General features: G+C 62.8%; 23 protein-coding genes. 10 read left to right on the forward strand and 13 right to left on the reverse strand.

The annotated features are described in order from the left end of the window. Window positions 1–144 precede the first annotated feature (144 nt). Window positions 145–786: an OmpA family protein gene (locus XI06_RS20275; RefSeq protein WP_271606274.1), complete on the forward strand. Its 642-nt coding sequence runs from the start codon at window positions 145–147 to the stop codon at window positions 784–786. 63 nt (window positions 787–849) lie between these two features. On the opposite strand, the gene XI06_RS20280 is transcribed toward XI06_RS20275, so the two are convergent. After that, window positions 850–2,136: a phospholipid carrier-dependent glycosyltransferase gene (locus tag XI06_RS20280; RefSeq protein WP_271606287.1), complete on the reverse strand. Its 1,287-nt coding sequence runs from the start codon at window positions 2,134–2,136 to the stop codon at window positions 850–852. A gap of 191 nt (window positions 2,137–2,327) precedes the next feature. Between XI06_RS20280 and XI06_RS20285 the strand changes: the two genes are divergently transcribed. Together XI06_RS20285 and XI06_RS20290 are read left to right on the forward strand one after the other, a co-directional pair. Continuing rightward, window positions 2,328–3,026 carry a FecR family protein gene (locus XI06_RS20285; RefSeq protein ID WP_237866505.1) on the forward strand — a complete coding sequence of 233 codons (699 nt, stop codon included), beginning with the start codon at window positions 2,328–2,330 and terminating at the stop codon, window positions 3,024–3,026. Between the two features lie 2 nt (window positions 3,027–3,028). Then, on the forward strand, window positions 3,029–4,183 hold the full coding sequence (locus XI06_RS20290) for a hypothetical protein (RefSeq protein ID WP_271606275.1): 1,155 nt from the start codon (window positions 3,029–3,031) through the stop codon (window positions 4,181–4,183). A 91-nt stretch (window positions 4,184–4,274) separates the two neighbouring features. On the opposite strand, the gene XI06_RS20295 is transcribed toward XI06_RS20290, so the two are convergent. The 3 genes from XI06_RS20295 to XI06_RS20305 all read right to left on the reverse strand — a co-directional run bounded on the left by XI06_RS20295 (window position 4,275) and on the right by XI06_RS20305 (window position 5,858). Beyond that, on the reverse strand, window positions 4,275–4,763 hold the full coding sequence (locus tag XI06_RS20295) for a VOC family protein (protein WP_237870073.1): 489 nt from the start codon (window positions 4,761–4,763) through the stop codon (window positions 4,275–4,277). A 26-nt stretch (window positions 4,764–4,789) separates the two neighbouring features. Then, on the reverse strand, window positions 4,790–5,218 hold the full coding sequence (locus XI06_RS20300) for a VOC family protein (protein ID WP_237866508.1): 429 nt from the start codon (window positions 5,216–5,218) through the stop codon (window positions 4,790–4,792). Window positions 5,219–5,342: 124 nt separating this feature from the next. Then, entirely contained in the window at window positions 5,343–5,858 is a 516-nt protein-coding gene (locus tag XI06_RS20305; protein ID WP_028134790.1) for a cupin domain-containing protein, read from the reverse strand. 129 nt (window positions 5,859–5,987) lie between these two features. On the opposite strand from XI06_RS20305, the gene XI06_RS20310 reads away from it, so the two are divergent. Next, a complete protein-coding gene (locus XI06_RS20310) occupies window positions 5,988–6,206 on the forward strand; it encodes a CsbD family protein (protein WP_237866509.1) in 219 nt (72 codons plus the stop codon). A 117-nt stretch (window positions 6,207–6,323) separates the two neighbouring features. On the opposite strand, the gene XI06_RS20315 is transcribed toward XI06_RS20310, so the two are convergent. The 5 genes from XI06_RS20315 to ggt all read right to left on the reverse strand — a co-directional run bounded on the left by XI06_RS20315 (window position 6,324) and on the right by ggt (window position 12,534). Further along, window positions 6,324–6,788 carry an FKBP-type peptidyl-prolyl cis-trans isomerase gene (locus XI06_RS20315; protein WP_237866510.1) on the reverse strand — a complete coding sequence of 155 codons (465 nt, stop codon included), beginning with the start codon at window positions 6,786–6,788 and terminating at the stop codon, window positions 6,324–6,326. 60 nt (window positions 6,789–6,848) lie between these two features. Beyond that, entirely contained in the window at window positions 6,849–9,140 is a 2,292-nt protein-coding gene (locus tag XI06_RS20320; RefSeq protein ID WP_271606276.1) for a xanthine dehydrogenase family protein molybdopterin-binding subunit, read from the reverse strand. 2 nt (window positions 9,141–9,142) lie between these two features. Next, window positions 9,143–10,159 (reverse strand): FAD binding domain-containing protein, encoded by a 1,017-nt coding sequence (locus XI06_RS20325; RefSeq protein WP_271606277.1) that lies wholly within the window; start codon window positions 10,157–10,159, stop codon window positions 9,143–9,145. Window positions 10,160–10,163: 4 nt separating this feature from the next. Continuing rightward, a complete protein-coding gene (locus tag XI06_RS20330) occupies window positions 10,164–10,727 on the reverse strand; it encodes a (2Fe-2S)-binding protein (protein WP_377819136.1) in 564 nt (187 codons plus the stop codon). Window positions 10,728–10,947: 220 nt separating this feature from the next. Then, window positions 10,948–12,534 (reverse strand): gamma-glutamyltransferase, encoded by a 1,587-nt coding sequence (ggt, locus tag XI06_RS20335; RefSeq protein WP_271606278.1) that lies wholly within the window; start codon window positions 12,532–12,534, stop codon window positions 10,948–10,950. 181 nt (window positions 12,535–12,715) lie between these two features. Here ggt and trhO point away from each other — a divergent pair, with 181 nt between their 5' ends. Beyond that, a complete protein-coding gene (gene trhO / locus XI06_RS20340; RefSeq protein ID WP_271606288.1) occupies window positions 12,716–13,483 on the forward strand; it encodes an oxygen-dependent tRNA uridine(34) hydroxylase TrhO in 768 nt (255 codons plus the stop codon). Beyond that, window positions 13,473–13,691: a SlyX family protein gene (locus tag XI06_RS20345; RefSeq protein WP_271606279.1), complete on the forward strand. Its 219-nt coding sequence runs from the start codon at window positions 13,473–13,475 to the stop codon at window positions 13,689–13,691. The genes trhO and XI06_RS20345 overlap by 11 nt, the downstream gene beginning before the upstream one ends. 12 nt (window positions 13,692–13,703) lie before the next feature. Here the strand turns inward: XI06_RS20345 and XI06_RS20350 are convergent, their stop codons facing one another. Together XI06_RS20350 and XI06_RS20355 are read right to left on the reverse strand one after the other, a co-directional pair. Then, window positions 13,704–15,608, reverse strand: a complete 1,905-nt coding sequence (locus XI06_RS20350; protein WP_237866522.1) for a diguanylate cyclase — start codon at window positions 15,606–15,608, stop codon at window positions 13,704–13,706. Between the two features lie 166 nt (window positions 15,609–15,774). After that, the gene (locus XI06_RS20355) at window positions 15,775–15,990 is read right to left on the reverse strand and encodes a hypothetical protein (RefSeq protein ID WP_237866523.1); all 216 of its coding nucleotides are present in this window, start codon (window positions 15,988–15,990) and stop codon (window positions 15,775–15,777) included. Window positions 15,991–16,101: 111 nt separating this feature from the next. On the opposite strand from XI06_RS20355, the gene hemE reads away from it, so the two are divergent. Next, window positions 16,102–17,136, forward strand: coding sequence for a uroporphyrinogen decarboxylase (gene hemE, locus XI06_RS20360; protein WP_271606280.1), 1,035 nt, complete (start codon window positions 16,102–16,104; stop codon window positions 17,134–17,136). 137 nt (window positions 17,137–17,273) lie between these two features. Here the strand turns inward: hemE and XI06_RS20365 are convergent, their stop codons facing one another. Together XI06_RS20365 and XI06_RS20370 are read right to left on the reverse strand one after the other, a co-directional pair. Further along, window positions 17,274–17,993, reverse strand: coding sequence for a dienelactone hydrolase family protein (locus XI06_RS20365; RefSeq protein WP_237866526.1), 720 nt, complete (start codon window positions 17,991–17,993; stop codon window positions 17,274–17,276). Window positions 17,994–18,008: 15 nt separating this feature from the next. Continuing rightward, window positions 18,009–18,986 carry a Bug family tripartite tricarboxylate transporter substrate binding protein gene (locus XI06_RS20370; protein ID WP_377802771.1) on the reverse strand — a complete coding sequence of 326 codons (978 nt, stop codon included), beginning with the start codon at window positions 18,984–18,986 and terminating at the stop codon, window positions 18,009–18,011. Window positions 18,987–19,145: 159 nt separating this feature from the next. On the opposite strand from XI06_RS20370, the gene XI06_RS20375 reads away from it, so the two are divergent. The 3 genes from XI06_RS20375 to XI06_RS20385 all read left to right on the forward strand — a co-directional run bounded on the left by XI06_RS20375 (window position 19,146) and on the right by XI06_RS20385 (window position 22,627). After that, the gene (locus tag XI06_RS20375) at window positions 19,146–20,057 is read left to right on the forward strand and encodes a LysR family transcriptional regulator (RefSeq protein ID WP_271606282.1); all 912 of its coding nucleotides are present in this window, start codon (window positions 19,146–19,148) and stop codon (window positions 20,055–20,057) included. 319 nt (window positions 20,058–20,376) lie between these two features. Next, a complete protein-coding gene (locus tag XI06_RS20380) occupies window positions 20,377–21,330 on the forward strand; it encodes an ABC transporter substrate-binding protein (protein ID WP_271606283.1) in 954 nt (317 codons plus the stop codon). Between the two features lie 304 nt (window positions 21,331–21,634). Then, complete coding sequence (locus XI06_RS20385; RefSeq protein ID WP_271606284.1) at window positions 21,635–22,627, forward strand: ABC transporter substrate-binding protein; 993 nt, start codon at window positions 21,635–21,637, stop codon at window positions 22,625–22,627. Window positions 22,628–23,038 lie beyond the last annotated feature (411 nt).

Raw genomic sequence — 23,038 nt, forward strand, 5'->3', positions numbered from 1 at the left:
TTAAGAGAGCCAGCTTATTAAGAGAGTCAGCTTAACCCGAAAGCTCCCGCCCACGAATGTGACGAAGATCACATCGAAGCCTTTGAACCTTCCCTATGCTCACAGCATCAAATCGCCATCAGGCGTCACAGCGAGGATACGACAATGACCCATTTCAATAAGTCTTTTGGACTGAAGGCGATCACGCTCACGGCCGCGCTGTCGCTGACTGCGGGCCTGGCTTTCGCCGGCGACAACAACGTTTCGTCCAGCCAGATCCTGGATGCGTTGAAGCCGAAGCCGATCACCCGCGGCCTCTCCGTCGGTCCGCAGGCCGATCCGACGGCGCAGGCCAAGGAAGCGACCTTCCTGAACACCGTGCGCAACCGGCAGACCCGTTCGCTCTCGATGGGCGAACGTGACCAGATCGCCGAGCTCGCGTCGACCAAGCCGAACATCGATCTGGAGATCCAGTTCGACTACAACTCGGCCGACATCGCCAAGACGTCTGTGCCGTCGGTGCAGGCCCTCGGCAAGGCGCTGTCCGACCCGTCGCTGAAGGGCTCGACCTTCGTGGTCGCCGGCCACACCGATGCGATCGGCACCGAGGAGTACAATCAGGGCCTCTCGGAGCGTCGCGCCGACACCATCAAGAAGTACCTGGTGCAGAACTACGGTCTCAACGGCAGCGACCTGGTCACCGTCGGCTATGGCAAGACCAAGCTGAAGGACGCCGCCAACGGCGCCGACCCGATCAACCGCCGCGTTCAGGTCGTGAACATGGACACCAAGACCGCGTCCAAATGATCTGAGAAGCGATCGCAACAGCCGACAAACCGCCTGCCGCGTGTGGCAGGCGGTTTTCTGTCGTCAGATCCAGCTCTGAAACAACATCAGGTGGTTGAACGTCTGCATCGATGTGCCGATGAAGGCCGCCGAGATCGGCAGCATCACCGCGAAGCCGATCGCGACCATGCCCACATAGGCCCACAGCAGCCAGTGCGGCAGCCCCTCTCGGCGCAGCGCATAGACCAGCGCGAGCGAGGCAACCGTTGCGGCCGGCAGATAGTAGTAGATGAAGCCCAGCGTGCGTGGGAGCAAAGCCCAGGCGAGCCAGCAGCCGAAATAGAACGCCGCGATCAGGAACGCATCCCAACGACGCGCGATAATGAGATCGCGCAATACAACGGCAAGCGCGAGCAGCGCCGGCCACGCCACCAGCGGATTGCCGAGGAAGACGATCGCTGCAACGTTGTCGTCCGCTGTCTTGTCGAACAGGAACCACACCGGGCGCGCCAGCAACGGCCAGGACGGCCAGGAGCTCATATAGGTGTGGCCGGCGATCGCAGTGGTGGTGTTGTCGGCGAAGATCCGGCGCTGCGCCTCGATCAGATCGGATAGCGACAGGCCGTAGAGCGGAACGAAGGCGGCGAAATACGTCACGGCCGGCAACAGCGCAAAGCACAGTGCGGCATGATGCGCCCTGAATGTGGGCCAGAGGTCAGGGCGGTACCAATCGGTTGGTCTCGCATCGGCAAACAGAGTATGCCAACCCTGCATCAGGCGGACCACCGCAACGATCGCGATGCAGACAGCGAGCGGAAACAAGCCGCTCCATTTGCAGGCAGCTGCAAAACCGAACAACGCCCCTGCGATCGCGAACAGCGCCTGTGGACGCTCTCGTCGAAAGCCGTGCATGAAGGCAGCGATGGCGAGCAAGCCAAGACCCAGCGCAAAGATGTCGAGCATCGCGATGCGCGCCTGCACATAGAGCATCTGGTTGAAGGCCGCGATCAGCGCCGTCGCAATCGCGGGTCCTTGCGACCCGAACAGTGCGAGCCCGCAGAGATAGATCGCGACAACGGCGAGCGCGCCGAACAAGGTCGCCGGATAGCGCCAGCCGAGCGCGTTGTCGCCGAATGCCGCGATCGATGCCGCGATCAGCTCTTTCGCAAGCGGCGGATGCATCGGATTGAGCATCGGCTGTGGCGCAGTGAAGCCCAGCATCTGCCGCGCTGCCGGCACGTAATGAACCTCGTCGAACACGAACTTGTCCGGCGTCGTCAGCCCGATCAGCAGCGCGAAATGCGCGGCTAGGAAGATCGCGACAGCGATCACTGCGCTTCGCGACAATCCAGGAACTGGATATGCTTCCAGCGACTGCGATAGGGCTATTTTGCGTGGCAAATCTGCGTCACCGCGAATAAAAAATAACTCAGGCGATCCATTGAACGCATTCTGCCGCAACTGTCACTAAGCTAACGCTCGTCTCGCGCGGCCTGTGATAATTCTGCCACAACACAAGCGCGCGCGATCCAGTACGATCAGGGACCTCGATCGGTTACGATATGAATTTGCGTTTTCTGCTTTTCCCAACACTGCTGTCGGCTGCACTTTGCGCTGCGCCTTCTGTGCAGGCCCAGACGCGCGTCGGCGAAGCCGTCCTCGTCCAGAACGAAGTGGTGCGTGTGGCCGCGAGCACGACGCCGATCAATGTCGGCGATAGCATGCTGCGCGATGAAACCGTGCGCACCGGTGCGGACAGCGCGGCGCGCTTTGTCATGGCCGACAGCACCAACCTGTCGCTGGGGCCGAGTGCGACGCTGAAGCTCGACCGCACCGTCTTCAACGACGAGCACAGCTATCGCGACGTCGCCATCCGAATGGCGACCGGCGCATTCCGCTTCGTCACCGGACATTCGGAGAAGACCGCCTACAAGATCACGACGCCGCTCGCGACCATCGGCGTTCGCGGCACGATCCTCGACATCCTCTCGCAACGCGGCCGCTCGGTCGTCGTCCTTCAAGAGGGAGCGGCAAGCGTCTGCACGCTGAGCTTCCAGTGCATTCAGCTCACCCAGCCGGGCGACACCGCGATCATCACCTCGACCGGCGGCAAAGTCACGATCACCAAGACCAACTCGCCGCCCTGGACGTTCGCAGCCAACTGCGCCGCCAATGCCGGGCTGTGCACCGTCAACCAATATGCCGATGCGTCGCCGACCACACCCGCCGTCCATGACGATGGCATGCTGTGCGGGCGCTGACGATGGCAAAGCCCGGCTTCAAACGCCTCGTCCTGGCCTATACACTCGGCGCCGCCGCCGCGCTCACGCTGTTCGCGCTCAACGCCCGTCCAGCGACAGCCGCGACCTTCTGCGAATCCGAGTGCGGCAGTCCGACCCCCTCCCCGTCACCGACATATTCGCCGTCCCCGACGCCAGGCGCATCGCCCTCCCCGAGTCCGTCTCCGTCACCAAGCCCATCTCCGTCGCCGAGCCAGGCTCCGTCGCCGACCCCAACGCCGACCGGCTCCGATTCCAGCGGCAACTCGGTCAACGGACTCGCCAACCAGCGCTTCAATCAGATGATCACCAACCGCGTGCTCGGCACGGTGCTGCTTGGCGTCAACGAGCAGGTCAATTGCAGCGACTGCATCAGCGCGTTCGGCTCGGCCGGCTCGTTCTCGGCCGGCATCCACGGCCGCAAGGAACTGACGCCCAACCTGTCGCTGCTTGCCGGCATCGCCTACACGCAATACAGCGAGGGCGGCTATCACATCACCAGCGCACCGATCGGCGCCTTTGCGCTGCGTTATGACTTCACCGATTGGGGCTCGTCGCGTCCGTTCTTCGACGTCGGCACGATCCTGACGCCGTGGGAGAAAGCGCGCTACACCCGCAGTTACAATACCAGCCTGGGTCCGGTGAGCGTGACGAGTTCAACGGACGCCTCCAATTATGCGGTCTTTGGCCGCGCCGGCTGGATCAGTCGCCTGTCATCGCGCGACGAGGTCGCAGCCTCCATCGAGGTCTGGCAGCTCTGGCAGCGTGTGTCCGGCTATGCCGACAACACGGTCGCGTTCAATCCGTTCGACGCCACCATTGCAACAGGCACCGACCGCACCAGCCTGGTCAAGATCGGCGGCCAGTGGACCCATCTCTTCGCCGGCAATATCGAGACCAACATCAACGGCGGCTGGGTGCAGTCGTTCGCCAGCCATAGCGGCATCGTCGCCACCGTGACCGGCGACGGCATGGTGGTGCCGACGATGGGCAACCAGGGCTGGTTCGAATATGGCGGCCGCCTCGGCTTCCGTGTGCAGAAGGGCTGGGTCGTGGATCTCTTCGCCAACGGCACATTGGGCCCGCAGCCGGTGGGCAATACGATCCATGGCGGCGTAGGGCTGCGGATCAATTATTAGCTGGCGCGGTTCGCGCGAGCAGCCCAAACCTCCGCTGTCATGCCCGGCTTCGCGGGCGATGACACTTGTCGTGTAGGAACGGCACTGGCCGTCACGCCGCAGACTTGCCCTCGAACGCTCGCCGCAGGACCTCCACGTCCAGCTTCACCATCTTCATCATGGCTTGCCAAGCGCGGGCGGCGGCAGCCTTGTCAGGGCTCGACAGGTACTCGAACATCACCTTCGGCACCACCTGCCAGGCCACGCCCCAGCGATCCCTGAGCCAGCCGCACTGCTCTTCCTTGGCGCCATGAGCGAGGAACGCATTCCAGACGCTGTCGACCTCAGCCTGGTCGTCGCAATGGATCATCAGCGAGATCGCGTGCGTGTATTCCATCTTCATGCCGCCGTTGAGCGCGACCAGCGGCTGCCCGGCCACCGTGAACTCGACGACCAGCACCGAGCCCTCCTTGCCGGATGGGCCGTCCGAAACGTTGTGCTGAACGTGCGTGATCTCCGAATTCGGAACGAGCGAGACGTAGAACTTGGCGGCCTCCACGGCATCGCCGTTGAACCACATGCAGGGCACGAGCTTGGACATTGCGACTGCTCCTCTTCAGGCTTCGATCAGGCGTTCGCCATGGCGGGCTTCGCGGGGACGGCTGCCATGTCCAGCCAGTTCACGCCCCACATATGGCCATCCGGATCCTCAAAGCTGCGGCCATACATGAAGTCGTATTCGTCGACAGGGCTTGGATCGGCCACGCCGCCAGCAGCCTTGGCTCTACCGACGATATCGTCGACCTCGTTACGGCTCTCAGCGGACAGGCAGAACAGCGCCTGGTTCGAGGTCTTCGCATCCGCGATCGGCTTCGGCGTGAAATGACGGAATTTATCGTGGGTCGTCAGCATGACGTAGATGGTCTCGGAAAAGACCATGCAGCTAGCCGTGTCATCGCTGAATTGCGGGTTCCTGGTCGCTCCGATCGCCTCGTAAAAGGCGGTCGCACGCTTGAGGTCGGTCACCGGCAGATTGAGAAAAATCATCCTGGGCATCGGAAGCTCCTTGGGGGTTCTGCCCAAGGACGGATGGCTGGGCGGCCATCCGACAGCGCTTCCGGATATTTTTTAGACCGTGCCTGCGGGGTCTGGTCGTACCGAACCCGTGTGGTCCTCGATGTTACTTCTTCTCGTTCGGATCCCGATGCACGGGGTCGATCCACAGCACGGTCTCGGGCTTCTCGACCGGTTCGATGTCGAGATTGATCGCAACCGCCTCGCCATCGCTGCGCACCAGCACGCATTCCAGCACCTCGTCGGGGCTGGCGTTGATCTCCTGATGCGGCACGTAGGGCGGCACAAAGATGAAATCGCCGGGGCCGGCCTCGGCGGTGAACTGCAGGCTCTCGCCCCAGCGCATCCGCGCCTTGCCCTTCACCACGTAAATGACGCTCTCGAGATGGCCGTGGTGATGCGCGCCGGTCTTGGCGTCGGGCTTGATGCTGACGGTGCCGGCCCACAATTTCTGCGCACCGACGCGGGCGAAATTGATCGCGGCCGCACGGTCCATGCCGGCGGTCGACGGCACGTTGGTATCGAGTTGATTGCCGGGAATGACGCGCACGCCGTCATGTTTCCAGCGATCATCGTGGTGATCGTGGTCATGGTGAGAATGGCTGTGGTCATGGCCGGTCATTGATCTTGCTTTCTGCTGGTTCTGTGCGCGCGAAACTAACTAAAGCCGGCCTATCAAGCCATACAAAAATCGGAACTCTCATAGCTGCCCAGCGTTGTCATTGCGAGCAATCTGGAAGGAGAGAGTTTCATGGGTAGCACCAGCGACAAGATCAAGGGCAACGCCAACGAAGTCATTGGCAAGGCGAAGCAGGGCATCGGCGAAGCCACCGGTTCCGAGCGTCTTCAGGGAGAAGGCGCGGTCCAGGAAGTCAAGGGCAAGGGCCAGAAGGCCATGGGCGATGCCAAGGATGCAGCAAAGGAAGCGATCGATCGCGCCGCTGCGGCGGCCCGTCGCACCACCGAGTAAACTGCGTTGGACTGAAAGCGAAAAGACCGGCCGAAAGGCCGGTCTTTTTGTTTAGGCCGGTCTTTTTGTTTAGCAAGTCATTCCGGGGCGCGATGCGAACCCGGGACGGCTGCGCCGTTATTTCACGCCGAGCAATTCCACATCGAACATCAGCGTCGCGTTCGGCGGGATGACGCCGCCGGCGCCGCGCGCGCCATAGCCGAGCTGTGGCGGGATGATCAGCGTGCGCTTGCCGCCGACCTTCATCGTGGCAACACCCTCATCCCAGCCGGCGATGACGCGGCCCTTGCCGATCGGGAATTCGAAGGGCTCGTTACGATCGACGGACGAGTCGAATTTCTTGCCCTTCTGGCCGTTTTCATAGAGCCAGCCGGTATAGTGCATCACGCAAATCTGGCCGGGCTTCGGCGAGGCGCCGGTGCCGACGACGCTATCGGTGATCTGCAATCCTGAAGCTGTGGTCATGGTCTTTCCTGCGGTCTGGGCCGAGGCCGTGGTGGAAACGAATGTCGACACAGCGCCGATCGACGTGATCGCGAATGCCGACATGATGGCGAGGAGCACGCGCTGGAAACGCTGCATAAGGCACCTTCCGTTTGAGGCGGGAGGTGTCTAGCGCAACGCCGATGCCGTTTCCACCCCTTAAACTTCGATATTTTCCAGCCGCACAGGGAGCTTGCGGATACGCTGGCCGGTGGCGTGATAGATGGCATTGCAGATCGCCGCATTGGTGCCGACATTGGCGAGTTCGCCGAGCCCCTTTGCGCCGGCCGGGTTGATGTAATCATCCTGTTCGGAGAGCAAGATCACCTCGACGCCGGGGACATCTGCATTCACGGGCACGAGATAGTCGGCAAAGTTGTCGTTGACGTAACGTGCGGTGCGCTCGTCGATCTCGGTGGCTTCGAGCAGCGCCGAGGACATGCCCCAGATCAGGCCGCCCATCAGCTGACTGCGGGCCGTGCGCGGATTCATGATGCGGCCAGCCGCAAACGCTCCGACCAGGCGGGGCGCGCGGATCTCGTGCGTGAAGCGGTTGACTCTGACCTCGACGAATTCGGCGCCAAAGGCATAGGCAATCTTGTCCTTCATGGCCGCACCGCCGACGAGCCGCGCGTGCCCGCTGTGCATCGCCTTGAAGGAATCCAGCGGCGCGCCTTCCGGCTTCCACTCACCATATTCCTCGACCACGCCGGCACCGAGAGCGTCGAACGCTTTCTCCAGATCGAGCGGGCGATCGCTCCTGGCCGCCTCTGTCGATGGGGTCTGCCCCATGCCGACCGTTTCCTTGGCCTTGTCCGCGAGGCTCTCGTTCGGCATCAGCGCCTTGAACAGCCGCTGACGAACCTGGTCACACACCATCATCACAGCGGAGCAGGTGCTGGCCGTCGAATTCGATCCGCCTGCAACGGGGCCCGGCGGCAGGTCGCTGTCGCCAATGAAGACCGCGACCTTCTCCAGCGGCACACCAAGCCGCTCGGCGGCCGTCTGCGCAAGGATCGTATAGGCGCCCGTGCCGATCTCGTGGCCGGCGATCTCGACGCGGGTACGGCCGTCGCGCTGCAGGCGAACGCGCGCTGCCGCGGGAGCCATCTGCGTCGGATAGCAAGTGGCCGCGCAGCCGTAGCCGATCAGCCAATCACCATCGGACATCGATTTCGGCGCCGCTGAGCGCTGCGCCCAGCCGAAAGCCTTTGCGGCTTCATCGAAACACGCCATCAGCGAGCGCGATGTGTAGGGTTTGCCGCCGATCGGCTCATTGGTCGTGTCGTTGATGCGGCGGAGCTCGACCGGATCCATGTTCAGCTTCACAGCCAGCTCATCCATCGCGCTCTCCAGTGCAAACAGATAGGGCACCTCCGGCGGCGAGCGCATGAAGCCGGGCGTGTTGCGGTCGGCGCGCACGATCGACACGAGACTGTCGACATTCGGGCAGGCATAGAGCCGCGTCGTGGTCTTGGTACCGCCGACGCAATAGGGGTCGGCGCGCGAGGAGACCTCCGCGCCTTCATGTCTGAGCGCGACCAGCTTGCCGGTCCGGCTCGCGCCGAGCTTGATCTCGTGGCGGGTCTCGGCGCGATAGGTGGCAATGGTAAAGCCTTGGTCGCGGGTCGGGACCAGCTTGATCGGCCGGTTCAGCCGCTTCGCGATGCCGGCAATGATCGCAGTTCTCGGTGTCATCGAACCGCGCGAGCCAAAGCCGCCGCCGACATAGGGATTGACCACCCGCACCTTGTCGGCATCAATGCCGAGCTGTTCGGCGACGCCGTTCTTCAAGCCGTAGACATATTGGCTGGGTTCATAGATGACGAGAGTGTCGCCCATCCAGGCACAGCTCGTCGAAAACAGCTCCATCGGATTGTGGTGCTGCGTCGGCGTCTCGTAGGACGCAGTGAGCTGGACCTCGGCCTCGTCGAACGCCTTGGCAAAGTCGCCGACCTTCGGGTCTTCCTTGAATTGCGCGTTCTGGCCTTTCGCCGCAGCTTTCGTCGTTCCCTGCGAGTCGAAGCTCGCACTCGGGGTTACGGCTGAGTAGTTGACCTTGACGCGATTGGCGGCCTCGCGCGCAGCCTCGTAGCTCTCGGCTATAACCACCGCGATGATCTCGCCGTCATGGGCGATGTCGGCCGATTTTAACGGCTGAATCGTGGTTCCGGCATAGCCGCCATTGCTGAAGAGTTTTGACTCCTTCAGTTTTGGCGCGTTCTCGTGCGTGACGATGTCGATCACACCGCGGACACGCTTGGCATCTTCAAGGTCGAAACTGTTGATGCGGCCCTTGGCAATCGCGCTGGTGACGAGGAACGCATAGGCCGGATTGTCCAGCGGCATGTCGGACCCGTAGGTCGCCCGCCCCGTGACTTTTGCAACCGCATCATAGCGCGGTACCGGCTTGCCCATATTCGCTTTCGGCTCGGGAGCGGCAGCGGTCATGGTCATATCTCCATCATTACGGCCTGTTGCAGCGCGCGCGTCACCACGCGCTTGCCGAGCGCAATCTTGAAGCCGTTGTGCTGGCGTCCCCTGGCGTCAGCGAATGCAGCATCGGCGGCGCGCTGCGCCAGACCGTCATCGAATTTTTGCCCCTTGAGCTGCGCCTCCGCCTCGCGGGCGCGCCACGGCACGGTAGCGACGCCGCCGAGCGCCACCCGCGCGTCCCGGATCGTCCCGTCCTGCACGTCCAGCGCCACCGCAGCGGAGGACAGCGCGAACTCATAGGACTGTCGGTCGCGCGCCTTCAGGTAAACCGAGCGCGGCCAGCGGCCGGGAATAAGAAAGGCCGAGATCAGCTCGCCGGGCTGAAGCGTAGTCTCGATCTCGGGCGAATTACCCGGCGCCTTGTGCAGCTCCGCAAACGGCATGCTGCGAGTCCCGGATCTGCCGGTAACCTCGACCGTGGCATCCAGCGCGATCAGCGCCTGGGCGAAATCGCCGGGGTAGGTCGCGATGCACTGATCGGAGATGCCGAGCACCGCATGCATGCGGTTGACGCCGTCCATGGCCGCGCAGCCGGAGCCGGGATTGCGCTTGTTGCAATTCTCATAGGAGACGTCGCGAAAATAGCTGCAACGCGTCCGCTGCATCACGTTGCCGCCGAGTGTCGCCATGTTGCGCAGCTGGGCGCTGGCCGCGAGCTTCAGGGAATTAACGATGACCGGATAGTTTCGCAGGATCTCGCCATGCTCCGCGACATCGGACATCTTTGCGAGCGCGCCGAGCCGCAGGTTCTCGCTGCCAGGCTCGATCGCCGACCAGCCTTGCGCGAGCGGATTGATGTCGATGATCGCGGTGGGCCGCATCACGTCGAGCTTCATCAGATCGATCAGCGTGGTGCCGCCGGCGAGCGGCTGGGCTGAGGCCTGCGTTAACGGCTTGCTGGCGGCCGCAGCGGCGCTTAGCGCCTGCACGGCCATATCAGGGTCTGTGGCCCTCTGGTAGGAAAATGGTCGCATGCGCCTAGCCTTTCACGATCTCGGGCGCGGCCTGCTTCACCGCAGCGATGATGTTGGGATAGGCGGCACAGCGGCAGATATTTCCGCTCATGTATTCGCGGATGTCGGCATCGGTGCCCGCATGTCCCTCCTTGACGCAGGCAATCGCCGACATGATCTGGCCCGGTGTGCAATAGCCGCATTGGAACGCGTCATTATCAACGAAGGCCTGCTGCATCGGGTGCAGACGGTCGTTGGTGGCAAGGCCTTCGACGGTCGTGATCTCCTGTCCTTCAGCGGCCAGCGCGAGCGTCAGGCACGACACCACGCGGCGATCGCCGATCAGCACCGTGCAGGCACCGCACTGGCCGTGGTCGCAACCTTTCTTGCTGCCGGTAAGCTTGAGATGTTCGCGAAGCGCGTCGAGCACCGTGGTACGTGCATCGAGGCTCAGGCGCTTGTCCTGGCCGTTCACGCGCAGCGTGACGTCAACGGGAAGCGCCGGATCCTGCACCGCAGGCGCTCGTGCCTCCTGCGCGGTCGCGCGCGCGGTCAGCGGAACAAGCGCGCTGCCGGCAGCACCTGCCATGAAGGCGCGCCTGTCGAATCCAGATGATTGGGAACTTGAGATATCGGACATGGACGGCCTCCGCCGCTTCGAAAACAAAGCAGCGCACGCCTGCGCCGCTCACCGCCCACCAACTTGGGGCCATGAGCTCCGTTCCGAACGGGAAAGGGCGACGCTGCCGATGCCGCGTCGCCCTCCGTCAACTTTTCCTGATCTTGTCGCGAGGAACCTCGCGCGACGCTCAATAGCCGAGCGCGCAGCCGTCCTTGCGTGGGTCGGAACCGCCGGTCAGCGTGCCCTTGTCCCAATCGATCCAGATCGCCTGGGCGCCGCCGAGCGGGCCGACCACGCTGGTGGTCTTGTGGCCGAGCTTCTTGAGGCCCTCGACGATGTCAGCGGGCACGCTGTCTTCGAGCTGATACTGGCCCTCGTAATGCAGGCCGCGCGGCATGTCGATTGCTTCCTGTACGTCGCAGCCATAGTCGAGGATGTTGGTCAGCAGATGGGTCTGCCCGGTCGGCTGGTACTGGCCGCCCATCACCGCGAACGACATCGTGGAACGGCCGCCCTTGGTGAGCAGGCCCGGCATGATCGTGTGCAGCGGACGCTTGCCGCCTTCGATGCAATTGGGATGGCCTGGCTGGATCCGGAAGCCGCCGGCGCGGTTCTGGAACAGCACACCCGTCTTGTTGGAAACGATGGCCGAGCCGAAGGAATGCGCGACCGAATTGATGAACGAGCAGACGTTGCGGTCCTTGTCCACCACCGTGATGTAGATGGTCGAGGGATTCATCGGCGGCGCGACATTGGGGAGGTCCAACATGCCGTCCATGCGGATCTTGCTGATATACTCTTCGGCAAAGCCCTTCTCGAGCATCTCGGCGACGTTGATCTTCATGTGGTCGGGAGAGGCAACATGCATCTCGCGGTTCATGTAGGCGATGCGCGCAGCTTCCGCCTCGAGATGGAAGCGCTCGACGCTCACGGGCGCGTACTTGGTCAGGTCGAAGCGCGACAGGATGTTGAGCATCAACAGCGCGGTGACGCCAGGGCCGTTCGGCGGGCACTGCCAGACGTCGTAGCCCTTGTACATGGTGCCGATCGGGGTTGTCGTTTCGGTGATATGGGCGGCGAAATCGTCGAGCGTGTGCAGGCCGCCGATGCCGCGCAGGGTCTCGACCATATCCTCCGCGATCGCACCCTTGTAGAAGGCGTCGCGGCCATCCTTGGCGATCGCGCGCAGCGTCTTGCCGAGCTCGGCCTGGCGGATGACGTCGCCGGCGACCGGCGGCTTGCCGCCAGGCAGCAGGTAGCGCACCGTGTTGGTACCGTTCTTCAGCTTCTCGAACTGGTTCTTCCAGTCGAAGGCGATGCGGGGCGCGACGACGTAGCCTTCCTCCGCCGCCTTGATCGCGGGCTGGAGCAGCCGGTCGAAGCCGAACTTGCCGTGGTCGCGCAGCACGGTGGCGAAGGCGTCGATCACTCCGGGAATGGACACCGCATGCGCGGAGGTCAGCGGTACCGAGGTCATCTTGCGCTCGAGATACCAGTCGGCGTTGGCGGCCTTCGGCGCGCGGCCGGAGCCGTTATAGGCGATGATCTTGCCCTCGCCGCGCGGCTGGATCAGCGCGAAGCAATCGCCGCCGATGCCGGTCGACTGCGGCTCGATCACGCCAAGCAGGGCAGAACCCGCCACCGCCGCATCCACAGCCGTGCCGCCCTCGCGCAGCACCTCGATCGCGGCAAGGGATGCCTGCGGATGCGAGGTCGCCACCATCGCGTTGGTGGCGTGGACCGTGGATCTGCCGGGGAAATGGAAGTTTCTCATCGAAGTTTTGCTCTCTCAGACCGTGGGCGCGCGCCGCGCCGTCTCGGAAAAACCGGGCCTTCATGACACATTCCAGGGCGTCCGGGCAATGCTGGCATACCAGGGAAATGGCTGCCATTCGCCGGGAATAGAGCTGTTCGTTGCGGGTTTTCTGGGCGCCTGCCGCCTGCTAAACGGGCGCATGATTTACAAGGTCTGCGCCTTCTACCAATTCGCCGCCCTGCCCGACTACCGCGAGCTGCGCGAGCCGCTGCGCGCGTTCTGTGCCGGCCTGTCCCTCAAGGGCAGCGTGCTGCTGGCCCAGGAGGGCATCAACGGCACCATCGCCGGGGCGCCCGACGCGATTGACGCCTTCGCCCATGAGCTCGCACATGGGCCGATGTTCGGCGGTCGGCTGAACAATCTCGAACTGAAGTGCTCGACTGCCGAAGCGATGCCGTTTGGCCGGCTCAAGGTGCGGCTGAAGAAGGAGATCGTCACGCTTGGCGATACAGCCGCCGATCCGACAAGGCAGGTCGGCATTTATGTCGATGCTGCGGAATGGAATGCGCTGATCGCCTCGCCCGATACGCTGGTGCTCGACACCCGCAACGCCTTTGAGGTGGCGATGGGGACATTCGAGGGCGCGGTCGACCCTGACATCAAGAGTTTTGGCCAGTTCAAGGACTTTGCCGCGCAAAAGCTCGATCCCGCCAAGCATCGCAAGATCGCGATGTTCTGCACCGGCGGCATCCGCTGCGAGAAGGCGAGCGCGCATCTGCTCGCGCGGGGCTTTGCCGAGGTCTATCACCTCAAGGGTGGCATCCTGAAATATCTGGAAAAGGTGCCAGAGGCGCAGAGCCGCTGGCGTGGCGAATGTTTTGTGTTCGACGAGCGCGTCGCGCTTGGCCACGGCCTGCAAGAAATTGGTCTGCGCGAACGGGACAAGGACGTCGCACGTGACGAATGACATCAAGACGCTCACTGAGCGCATCGACGCCCTGGAGATGCGCCTCGCCTATCAGGACGACACCATCGAGACGCTGAACCAGACCATCACCGCGCAATGGAAGCAGATCGATGTGCTGACGCGGAAGGTCGCAGAGCTCGGCGAGCGGTTGCAGGAAGCCGAGACCAATGCGCCGGGCCCCGCCAACGAGCGCCCGCCGCATTATTGAGCTGACGCCCGCCTACTGGCCAGATGCCTTGCGCAGCAGGTTCGCGACCTCGCCCGACATCATCAGGCGATCGCGGCCGGCATCCTTGGCGGCGTAGAGTGCGCGGTCGGCGGCCTCCACCAGCGAGCTCGTGCCCGCGGTCCGCTCCACCGCAGGCCGGCAAGCCGCGCCGCCAACCGAGACGGTGACGCAGGGCCCTGCCGGATTGGAGGCATGAACCAGGCCGGCATCGTGGATGGCGTTGCGGATCCGCTCACCGAGCCGGGCGCAGCCGGCGGCATCGGTGTTCGGCAGCAACATGGCGAATTCCTCGCCGCCGTAGCGGGCTGCGAGATCGCCGACCCGTTGCACCTCGGCCGCGATGGTTTTTGCCACCACGCGCAGGCAAGCGTCGCCCGCGGGATGGCCATATTCGTCGTTGTAGGCCTTGAAGTGATCGACGTCGATCATCAAGAGGCCAAGGCTGGAGCGATCACGATATGCGCGCGCCCATTCCTCCTTCAGCCGCTCGTCGAAGCGGCGGCGATTGGCCAGCCCGGTGAGGCTGTCCTCGATCGCGAGGGTCTCGAGCCTTGTCTCCAGATTCTTCTGCTCGGTGATGTCGCGCGAGATCGCGACCACACCGTCGACACTACCGTTCTCCTTGCGCGTCACGCGCATGGTCGATTCCAGCCAGACCTCGGACTTCTGCCGATGCGTGTTGCGGTAAGTGACGCGCGCTTCTTCCGCGTCGCCACGCTTCATGGCATCGACGATGGCCTGGACGTGCGGGCGGTCTTCCGGATGGATTCCCGCGAGCGCCTCCGTGCCGATCAGCTGGTTGGGTCGCCAGCCGACGACGCGGTTGGACGACGGCGAAACATAGCGCAGCCGCTCGTCGAGCCCGATGCGGGTGACCATGTCGCTGGAGCCTTCCGCGAGCAGGCGGAAATGCGCCTCCTTCTCGATCAGGGCCGCCGCCATGCGCTGGCCGCGCTGCAACTGCCGCACCAACACGGCGCCGATGATCGCGATCAGCATCACCAGCGCGAGCACGTACAGCATGCGCGAGATCGCCGCAGCCCGCCACGGCGCGAGCAATTCGTCCTTGTCGACGGTTGCGAGCAGCACGAGCGGATAACGGCCGGAGCGCTTGAAGAAGCTGACGCGCTCGGCCCCATCCAGCGGCGAGGTGAAATGATAGGCGCCGCTCGGCCGCTGCAGGCTGGCGTCGCGGAACAGCGGCGTATCGCCGACATTGCGGCCGACGAACTTTTCGTTGTTCGGATTGCGCGCGATGATCGAGCCGTCGCCGTACATCAGCGTCACGGAGCTGTTGCGGCCGATCTCGAACTGCTCGTAGAAGTGCGACAGGTACCGCGAGCCGATGGCAGCGAGCACCACGCCGCCGAAGCTGCCGTCCGCCTTGTTGAACCGCCGCGACAGGGTCACGACCCACTCGCCGTCGACAAGGCTCTTCACGGGGTGGCCAATATAGGCCTCGCGCTTGGGCGAGAGCTGGTGGTGACGGAAGAAGGCGTCGTCGCTGAGCGTCGAGGCGATCGTCCCGGGCGAAGTCAGCCAGTTGCCCTTGTCGTCGATGATGGCGAGGCTATGGACCCGGTCGATCGCCTTCTTGCGCGCCTCGAGCAGGTTGCGCAGCTTGCCGATCGTGGCGGGATCGGCGCCATCCATCTCGAGACGGCTGACGACGCCGACGACGCCGGAATCCAGGAGATCGAGGCTGTCCTCGGCATGCTGCGTCAACGAGCGGGCGACGTTCGCCATCTCGGTTTCGGCGCCCTTGAGCACCTGATCGCGCGCGGCCCATTCACGCCAGCCGCTGACGCCGAGGATCGCGACGCAGGTGAGCACGACGAACGCCGCCGCGCGCAACGGCAAGCGGCTCCATCCGGCTCTCTGTGAGGCGAGGTTCATGCGGCAGAAATCTCCGATCGCCGGAAACTCTGCCGCTTCTGTTATTGAACCCTGAAGCGCTGACAGGGATTCGCATTCATCTACGGGTTTTTCCGTACTCCTACGGACCGGGGTTTCCGCAGATCACTAACAAGGTCTTAGCAAGCCTATCGGAAACTGGCGGTCCCTAGCTGAAGATCGCCTTGACCTTGTCCCACAGCGAGGGATTGTCGGCGTCAGCATCGGCCTTCGAGGGCGTCGGCTGCGCGGCGCTGACGGGATCGGAGGCGGGGAAGGTATCCTCCAACCCGGTGTCGAGCTTGGCGTGGCGATCGGCCGCGAGGGCTTCGCGCAAGTCCTCGGCGTGCTTGTCATGCGGCGCGGGATCGAATGTCTGGGCCATGGAATTCCTCCTCCATTGGCGGGTCAACGCGGCGCATTTGCGCTGGTTCCCCTGTTCCGCTTCTGCCCGCGGCGGTGTATCAGGAACCTCAACTCTGCATCAGGACCATTCGTGCCCCAGTCTGCGACAAAGCCCTTCATCGACGTGCTCTCCGGCCAGCGGCAAGCCGTCCCGCCCCTGTGGATGATGCGGCAGGCGGGCCGCTATCTGCCCGAATATCGCGAGGTGCGTGCCAAGGCGGGCGGCTTCCTCGATCTCTGCTTCAATCCGGAGCTTGCCGCCGAAGTCACGCTGCAGCCGATACGAAGGTTCGGCTTCGATGCGGCGATCATCTTCTCCGACATCCTGGTGATCCCCTATGCGCTCGGTCGCTCGGTGCGCTTCGAGGTCGGCGAAGGTCCGCGGCTCGAGCCGCTCGACGATCCCGCCAAGGTCGCAACGCTCGCCGCGCGGGCCGACTTCGGCACGCTGCAGCCGGTGTTCGAGGCGCTCAAGATCGTGCGCGCCGCGCTTGATCCGAAGATCGCGCTGATCGGCTTCTGCGGCGCGCCGTGGACGGTTGCGACCTACATGGTCGCGGGCCACGGCACGCCCGACCAGGCGCCGGCGCGGATGATGGCCTACCGGCATCCCGAGGCGTTCGCGAAGATCATCGACGTCCTCGTCGAGAACTCGATCCACTATCTGCTGGCGCAACTCGAGGCCGGCGCCAACGCCTTGCAGATCTTCGACACCTGGGCCGGCGTGCTGCCGCCGGCCGAATTCGCGCGCTGGTCGACCGAGCCGACGCGCCGCATCGTCGAAGGCGTCCGCGCCAAGGTACCTGACGCGAAGATCATCGGCTTCCCCCGCGGGGCCGGCGCGCAGCTGCCTGGTTATGTCGAGGCCACCGGTGTCAACGCCGTCAGCATGGACTGGACCGCCGAGCCCGCCTTCATCCGCGAGCGCGTGCAGAGCAAGGTCGCCGTGCAGGGCAATCTCGATCCGCTGGTGCTGATCACGGGCGGCGCGGCACTCGACCACGCAATCGACGACGTGCTGGCGAACTTTGCCCAAGGACGCTTCATCTTCAATCTCGGCCACGGCATCCAGCCGGAGACGCCGATCGCCCATGTCGAGCAGATGATCAAACGCGTGCGGGGGTGAAAACAAAAGCCGCGGAAACAACCCCATGCACAGTACAAATCATTGAAGAATTTTGCACCGCGCCTATTTTGTATTTTCCGAATATCGTTTGACGCGTCGGGCAAAACAGGTGTACGATGGCATCATCCCGCCGATCGTCATTTCGCAGGCTGCCAGCGACCGGGCGACGCCAGACCTTTGAGAATCTCTCGGGCACGCCTCATTGAAAAATCATATGCTGCCCGATCGAAGCACGGACTTCCCCGCATCATGTAGCCGTGGCGCACGTCGGGAAGGATGTGTACGTCGACGTTTTCCATGCGCATCGCTACGTCGCGATACGCCTCCAGCACCTCGATCGGCGCGCGGTCGTCCTTGTCGCCCCAAATCAGACAAACCTGCTGGCGAACCCCGACAAGCTCGTCAAGATAATCCAGCATCTGAGATCCGTGGCAGCAGATACCGGCAGCATAGCCAAGCCGCTTGGGTCCGAGAATCGCATACGGACCGCCGTAGCAAAATCCCATAACCGCCGCCTGGCCATTGAACTCAGGGATTGTGCCGAGGTGTCTCAAGGTGTCGATCATATCCTCTTCGCCGACCTTGATTTGCTCCAGGCGCGGCTGCGCGCGCTGCGCCGCGCGCGGGTCGCTTCGGGACAGCGGACCGGCAATCGAACGCCAGAACAGATCCGGCACTGCTACGATGAAGCCGTATCCCGCCAGCTCGTCGGCGATTGCGATCATGTCGGCATCCACGCCGTGAATGGCGCAAGCCAGCACAATTGCAGCAACCGCCGTTTCAGTCTCGGGCGCGACCAGATAACAATCGAACGCGCCGCCGCCTTTCGCGCGGACCTTTCCGAACCTTCCATGCATGCAAGACTTCCCGCGCTACTCCGGTCGGATCTTCGCGAGGCTGATCACTTTGGCCCACTTCTCGGTTTCAGCGGCCATCAGCTTGCCGAAATCGGCGGGCGAACCGCCCAGTTCCGTCGCATCAAGGGTGCGCAGGCGCATCCTGAAACCGGGATCGGCCAGAGCGGCATTGGCTTCCATGTTGAGCCTGTCGATCATCGCGGCCGGGGTGCCTTTCGGCGCACCGATGCCGAACACCGAACTCGCTTCATAGCCGGGCACGAACTCGCCGATAGCCGGCACATCCGGCAACGCCTGGGATCGCGCCGCTGTCGTTATCCCGAGTGCGCGTAGCTTGCCGCTTCCGATGTATCCAATCGATGGCGCCAGGTTGACAAAGACGACCTGCACCTGCCCGCCGAGCAGATCCGTAATTGCGGGCGCCACGCCTCGATAGGGCACATGTTGAAGATCGAGCCCGCCGGCGGCCTGCTTGAACAGCTCCGCGGCGATATGCGTGATCCCGCCGACGCCGCCCGAACCATACGAGAGCCTGCCCGGATTGGCCTTGGCATAGGCGATGAACTCCGGAATCGTATGGGCAGGAACCGACGGGTGTATGACCATCACCAGGGCGCCGCGGGTCAGACCGACGACCGGCGCGATATCCTGCAGGAAATTGAAATCGAGATTTTCATAAAGCGTGGCATTGATCGCGTTGGGAGAGCCGACCAGCAGGAGTGTGTAGCCGTCGGGAGGCGCGCGCACGACCGCCTCGGTGGCGAGATTGCTCCCTGCTCCCGGCCGGTTCTCGACGATGAATTGCTGGCCGAGCCGCTCCGACCACCACTCCCCGAGCAGGCGCGCGAGAATGTCGTTTGGGCCGCCGGCAGCAAAGCCGACCATGATCCGGACCGGCCGGGCGGGATAAGTCTGCGCCCAGGCCGGGCCTGAGAGCAGCGCCGGTGCGGCCACTCCCGCTGCAAAGCATAGAAATCGACGTCGGGAGGGAATCATAGGCTTTGCTCCGTCGAACCGGCACCCGCGCGGGCTCTCGTCGACGGCCGAGGATAGTTGATGCTGTCATAAGCGCATAAGGCTATTGTCTGATGAGGTCATCTCAAAACGGAAATGGGTGCTCCCATGCAGATGAGCGATCGCATCGGAAAGCGAATGAAGCTGCAGGACCTGCATGTGCTGATGACGGTTGTGCAGGCCGGCAGCATGGGCAAGGCGGCGCTCATGCTCAACACGACCCAGCCCAACGTTTCGAGATCGATCGCGGAACTGGAGCATGCGTTTGGCGTCCGCTTGCTGGATCGCCACCGGCGCGGAATCGAGCCGACCGAGTGCGGTCGCGCCCTGATCGATTGCGGCGCAGCCGCCTTCGACGAACTGCGCCGGGGCGTGAAGAGCATCGAATTCCTGGCCGACCCCACCGCTGGAGAAGTGCGGATCGGGAGCACGGCCTTCCTGGCGGCGAGCTTCGTTTCCGCGCTCGTCGACCGGCTCTCCCGGCGTCATCCGCGGATCAAGTTTGAGCTCGTAACCGGCTACATCGAGACATTGCACCGCGAGTTGAGCGAACGCAAAGTCGATCTGCTGTTCGTGCGGAGCAGCGGCTCGATGACCGACGAGCGATTGCATTTCGAGTTTCTTTTTGAAGATCGCTACGTCATCGCGGCAGGCGCGAAAAATCCATGGACGCGTCGGCGCAATATCCAGCTCCCGGATCTGGCGGAGGAGCGTTGGGTGCTTCCGCCGCGGGAGAGCGTGATCGGCTCCATCCTCACGCAAGCCTTTCTTGCCCGAGGCCTCGCGTATCCCCAGGCAACGGTGGTCACCGATTCCCCCCATATGCGGGTCAGCTTGCTGGAAACGGGGCGGTTCATCACGGTTTTTCCAGCTTCGGCGCTGAAATTTCTCGCCAGGGAGGCAGCGCTCAAGGTCTTGCCCATCGAACTGCCGGCGGCCCGCCGACCGAACGGGATGGTCACCATCAAGGACCGCGCCGTCAGCCCGGTCGTGCAGCTCGTCATCGACAGCGCCCGTGAGCTCGCAAAGCCGATGGCGAAGCCGAAGTGACGGACCAGATGTCTGCTTGTGGGACCCGCGGCGGACCTTCCTCAAGCATTGCGGAATGGACCGGTTTTGACCCTGGCTGTGTGAAAAGCCACGAGTCGGTTACGATTCCTCCGTTTCCTGATGGGGGATACGGATGGGACGCTTCGTTGAAGGCGCGGACAGATCTCAGCTGACGCTCTTGCCGGAATGTCTGGAGGATTGGGTAGCGACCACGGCAGCGTGCCGACCTATCCGTTTGCACACACCCAAGACCCGATTCAGACATCGTGTCGCACGTGATGCATCTTTGTGGTAGCGTCAAGCTGATACGGGAGGCAAGATGAGGCGGCGCGAGTTCATCGGTCTCGTCAGCGGTGCGGCTTTTTGGCCGCTTGCGACGCGCGCGCAGCTGCCGAGACAGATGGCGCGCATCGGCGTGCTTCTCATCAGTGGCCCAGAGCTCATGGGGCCATTTCGCGAGTCGCTCCACGAGCTTGGTTATGCCGAGGGGAAGAATATCCAGATTGAGGTCCGATCGGCGCAAAATCAACTCGCTCGCCTCCCCGAACTTGCAACCCAACTGGTTCGCAACCAAGTCGACGTGATCGTCGCAATACAAACCCCGGCCGTCTATGCGGCCAAGAACGCTACTCGCGACATTCCCATCGTTATGATGGCAGGCGACCCGATCGGGACGGGGCTGATCAGTAACCTTGCGAGGCCGGGCGGCAATCTCACCGGATTGTCCGGGGCCGCCGCCGAGCTGGCGGCCAAGAGCCTCGAATTGATCCCCCAGATGATTCCAGCGGCGCGCCACGTGGGCGTTCTGGGCAATGCAAATGATCCGTTCATGAAGCCCTTTCTTGAGGACATCGAGCAGGCCGCCCCCAAAGTACGCCTTGAAGTCCATCAGATCATCGTTCGCAGCAGCAGCGAGTTGGACGACGCCTTCGCAGCACTCGCCCGCGCGCAAGCAGACGCCGTCATGATTCAGGGCAGCCTCTCGGACAAACTGGCAGTCGATCTGGCACTAAAATACCGGATGCCATCTCTCTCGACCCAAAACTCTGCAGTGCAGGCGGGACTCTTGATGTCATACACCGCGGATCTGACGGAGCGAGGCCAAGAGATCGCGCGGTATGTAGACAAAATCCTCAAAGGTACTATGCCAGGCGATCTTCCGGTACAGCAGCCGACCAGGTACGAGTTGGCAATCAACCTCAAGACCGCCAAGGCACTGGGCCTCACCGTACCCCCGGTGCTACTTGCGCGTGCCGACAAAGTGATCGAATAAGGCTGAGCCCGCTGTGGTACAGCGTCAGCTCATGGCCCGTTGCTCACCCTCGCCCTGACAGCCGCAACGTCCACTCACCGGAGCCGAGTCGACCAAGCTGAAGCAGCCTGTCGAGGGCGGCGTGTGACCCTAAGGCGGCATTGATCACCGTAAGCCGGGTGGCGCGCAGTCACTCCCTATGGTGTGATAAGTGGGAGAGATCACCCAATGTTTTCTGTGGCTGGCAGCAACTTCGAACCAGCGATTGGCAGAGCGCTGACGATGTTGACTCTTTGCGACCGATCAAAGCAGAACGAGGTGTCAAATGAGGAGGCGCAACTTTATCGGGGGAGCGGGTTTGGTTCTGTTGACCCGTGCCTCCAGAGCACAGCGATCGGCAACTCCAAGACGGATCGCCATCGTGGCACCCTGGCACTCGATTGAGGAGCTCAAGAGAAACCCAGTTTATCGCGCATTTCTTGATGAGCTTGCGCGCTTAGGGTTTATCGAGGGAGAGAACTTGATCGTTGACCGCTACTCGGGAGACGCCAAGCTGGACAGCTATCCTGAGTTGGCCCGAACAGTCGTGAAGGACAATCCAGAGGCAATCTTGACCGGCGCAGGTCCGATGACCCTCGCCTTGAAATCAGCGACGCAAAGCATTCCGATAGTCACGATCATAGGAGACCCGGTGGCTTGGGGACTTGCGGAAACTCTGGCGCGACCGGGTGCAAATGTGACCGGCGTTACCGTTGATGCTGGGATAGAACTTCATGGAAAGCGTCTAGACCTTTTACGAGAGACAAGAGCTGCGCCGTCGAGAGTAGCATACCTTGCGTCTTCGTCAGCGTGGCAGCAGCCTCAGGGCGCCATGGTCCGAGAGGCTGCGCAATCTATCCAACTTTCCGTAGCGCACGTGGATTTGGGGAGTAATTTGAATGATGCCTCCTATGAGGCAGCTTTCGCATCGATAAATTGGACTAACTCAGATGTGCTGCTGGTTTCGGATGAACCAGAGCATCTATCCCATAGCAAAACTCTAGTTGGATTAGCGACGAACGTTCGAGTCCCGGCCTGCTATCCCTTCCATGATCTCGTCGTGGCCGGTGGCCTCATGGCATACTATCGGGATTTGATCGATGCATTTCGGCAACTCGCGGCCCAAATGAAGCAAGTGTTATCGGGACAGAACCCAGCAGAGATACCGTTCCGGCAACCGACCATTTTTCGGTTGTCGATTAATACGAAGGCCGCTCTGAAAATTGGTCTGGTTCTGCCGCAGACGGTACTCGTCAGCGCCGATGAGGTGATTGAATAGATTTTTTTTGTTGCGACGCATGAGTCCGCAAGTGTGCAGGTTTTTGGACGCCGGCGACAAAGAGGCTCCGCACGCCGAACTGACCGGCGTCCAAAAAGCGCCAAGGCACGAAGTCGCGGGAAGTTGAGCACCGGGTAAGCAGCGAGCGCTATGGGGATTTAATGCCGGCGTCGGGCTCGATGATAGACGTGACGGCGACAGGATTTGACCTGCGTGTCCGGACGTAGGGCAGTTCAGGAGAGTGCATTAGGCTTTTGGGCGGGCGTTCGGAGCGCACCAATGCGCGATGTGCGCACGGATGGATGCCGCTGGGTTGAGCGAGATCGCCGCCAGCATTTAGCCAGCGCATCGGAGCAGGACAACAGCAACGCTCACAGGAGGTCTTGGTCATGACGTGTCGATCCTGATCAG

Source organism: Bradyrhizobium sp. CCBAU 11434, from assembly GCF_028128895.1.
GTDB classification, from domain to species: domain Bacteria; phylum Pseudomonadota; class Alphaproteobacteria; order Rhizobiales; family Xanthobacteraceae; genus Bradyrhizobium; species Bradyrhizobium zhengyangense.

Coding starts and splice junctions, on each gene's coding strand:
- XI06_RS20275 (WP_271606274.1), top strand. CDS start 145: ATGACCCATTTCAATAAGTCTTTTGGACTGAAGGCGATCACGCTCACG.
- XI06_RS20285 (WP_237866505.1), top strand. CDS start 2,328: ATGAATTTGCGTTTTCTGCTTTTCCCAACACTGCTGTCGGCTGCACTT.
- XI06_RS20290 (WP_271606275.1), top strand. CDS start 3,029: ATGGCAAAGCCCGGCTTCAAACGCCTCGTCCTGGCCTATACACTCGGC.
- XI06_RS20295 (WP_237870073.1), bottom strand. CDS start 4,763: ATGTCCAAGCTCGTGCCCTGCATGTGGTTCAACGGCGATGCCGTGGAG.
- XI06_RS20300 (WP_237866508.1), bottom strand. CDS start 5,218: ATGCCCAGGATGATTTTTCTCAATCTGCCGGTGACCGACCTCAAGCGT.
- XI06_RS20305 (WP_028134790.1), bottom strand. CDS start 5,858: ATGACCGGCCATGACCACAGCCATTCTCACCATGACCACGATCACCAC.
- XI06_RS20310 (WP_237866509.1), top strand. CDS start 5,988: ATGGGTAGCACCAGCGACAAGATCAAGGGCAACGCCAACGAAGTCATT.
- XI06_RS20315 (WP_237866510.1), bottom strand. CDS start 6,788: ATGCAGCGTTTCCAGCGCGTGCTCCTCGCCATCATGTCGGCATTCGCG.
- XI06_RS20320 (WP_271606276.1), bottom strand. CDS start 9,140: ATGACCGCTGCCGCTCCCGAGCCGAAAGCGAATATGGGCAAGCCGGTA.
- XI06_RS20325 (WP_271606277.1), bottom strand. CDS start 10,159: ATGCGACCATTTTCCTACCAGAGGGCCACAGACCCTGATATGGCCGTG.
- XI06_RS20330 (WP_377819136.1), bottom strand. CDS start 10,727: ATGGCAGGTGCTGCCGGCAGCGCGCTTGTTCCGCTGACCGCGCGCGCG.
- ggt (WP_271606278.1), bottom strand. CDS start 12,534: ATGAGAAACTTCCATTTCCCCGGCAGATCCACGGTCCACGCCACCAAC.
- trhO (WP_271606288.1), top strand. CDS start 12,716: ATGATTTACAAGGTCTGCGCCTTCTACCAATTCGCCGCCCTGCCCGAC.
- XI06_RS20350 (WP_237866522.1), bottom strand. CDS start 15,608: ATGAACCTCGCCTCACAGAGAGCCGGATGGAGCCGCTTGCCGTTGCGC.
- XI06_RS20355 (WP_237866523.1), bottom strand. CDS start 15,990: ATGGCCCAGACATTCGATCCCGCGCCGCATGACAAGCACGCCGAGGAC.
- XI06_RS20365 (WP_237866526.1), bottom strand. CDS start 17,993: ATGCATGGAAGGTTCGGAAAGGTCCGCGCGAAAGGCGGCGGCGCGTTC.
- XI06_RS20375 (WP_271606282.1), top strand. CDS start 19,146: ATGAAGCTGCAGGACCTGCATGTGCTGATGACGGTTGTGCAGGCCGGC.
- XI06_RS20380 (WP_271606283.1), top strand. CDS start 20,377: ATGAGGCGGCGCGAGTTCATCGGTCTCGTCAGCGGTGCGGCTTTTTGG.
- XI06_RS20385 (WP_271606284.1), top strand. CDS start 21,635: ATGAGGAGGCGCAACTTTATCGGGGGAGCGGGTTTGGTTCTGTTGACC.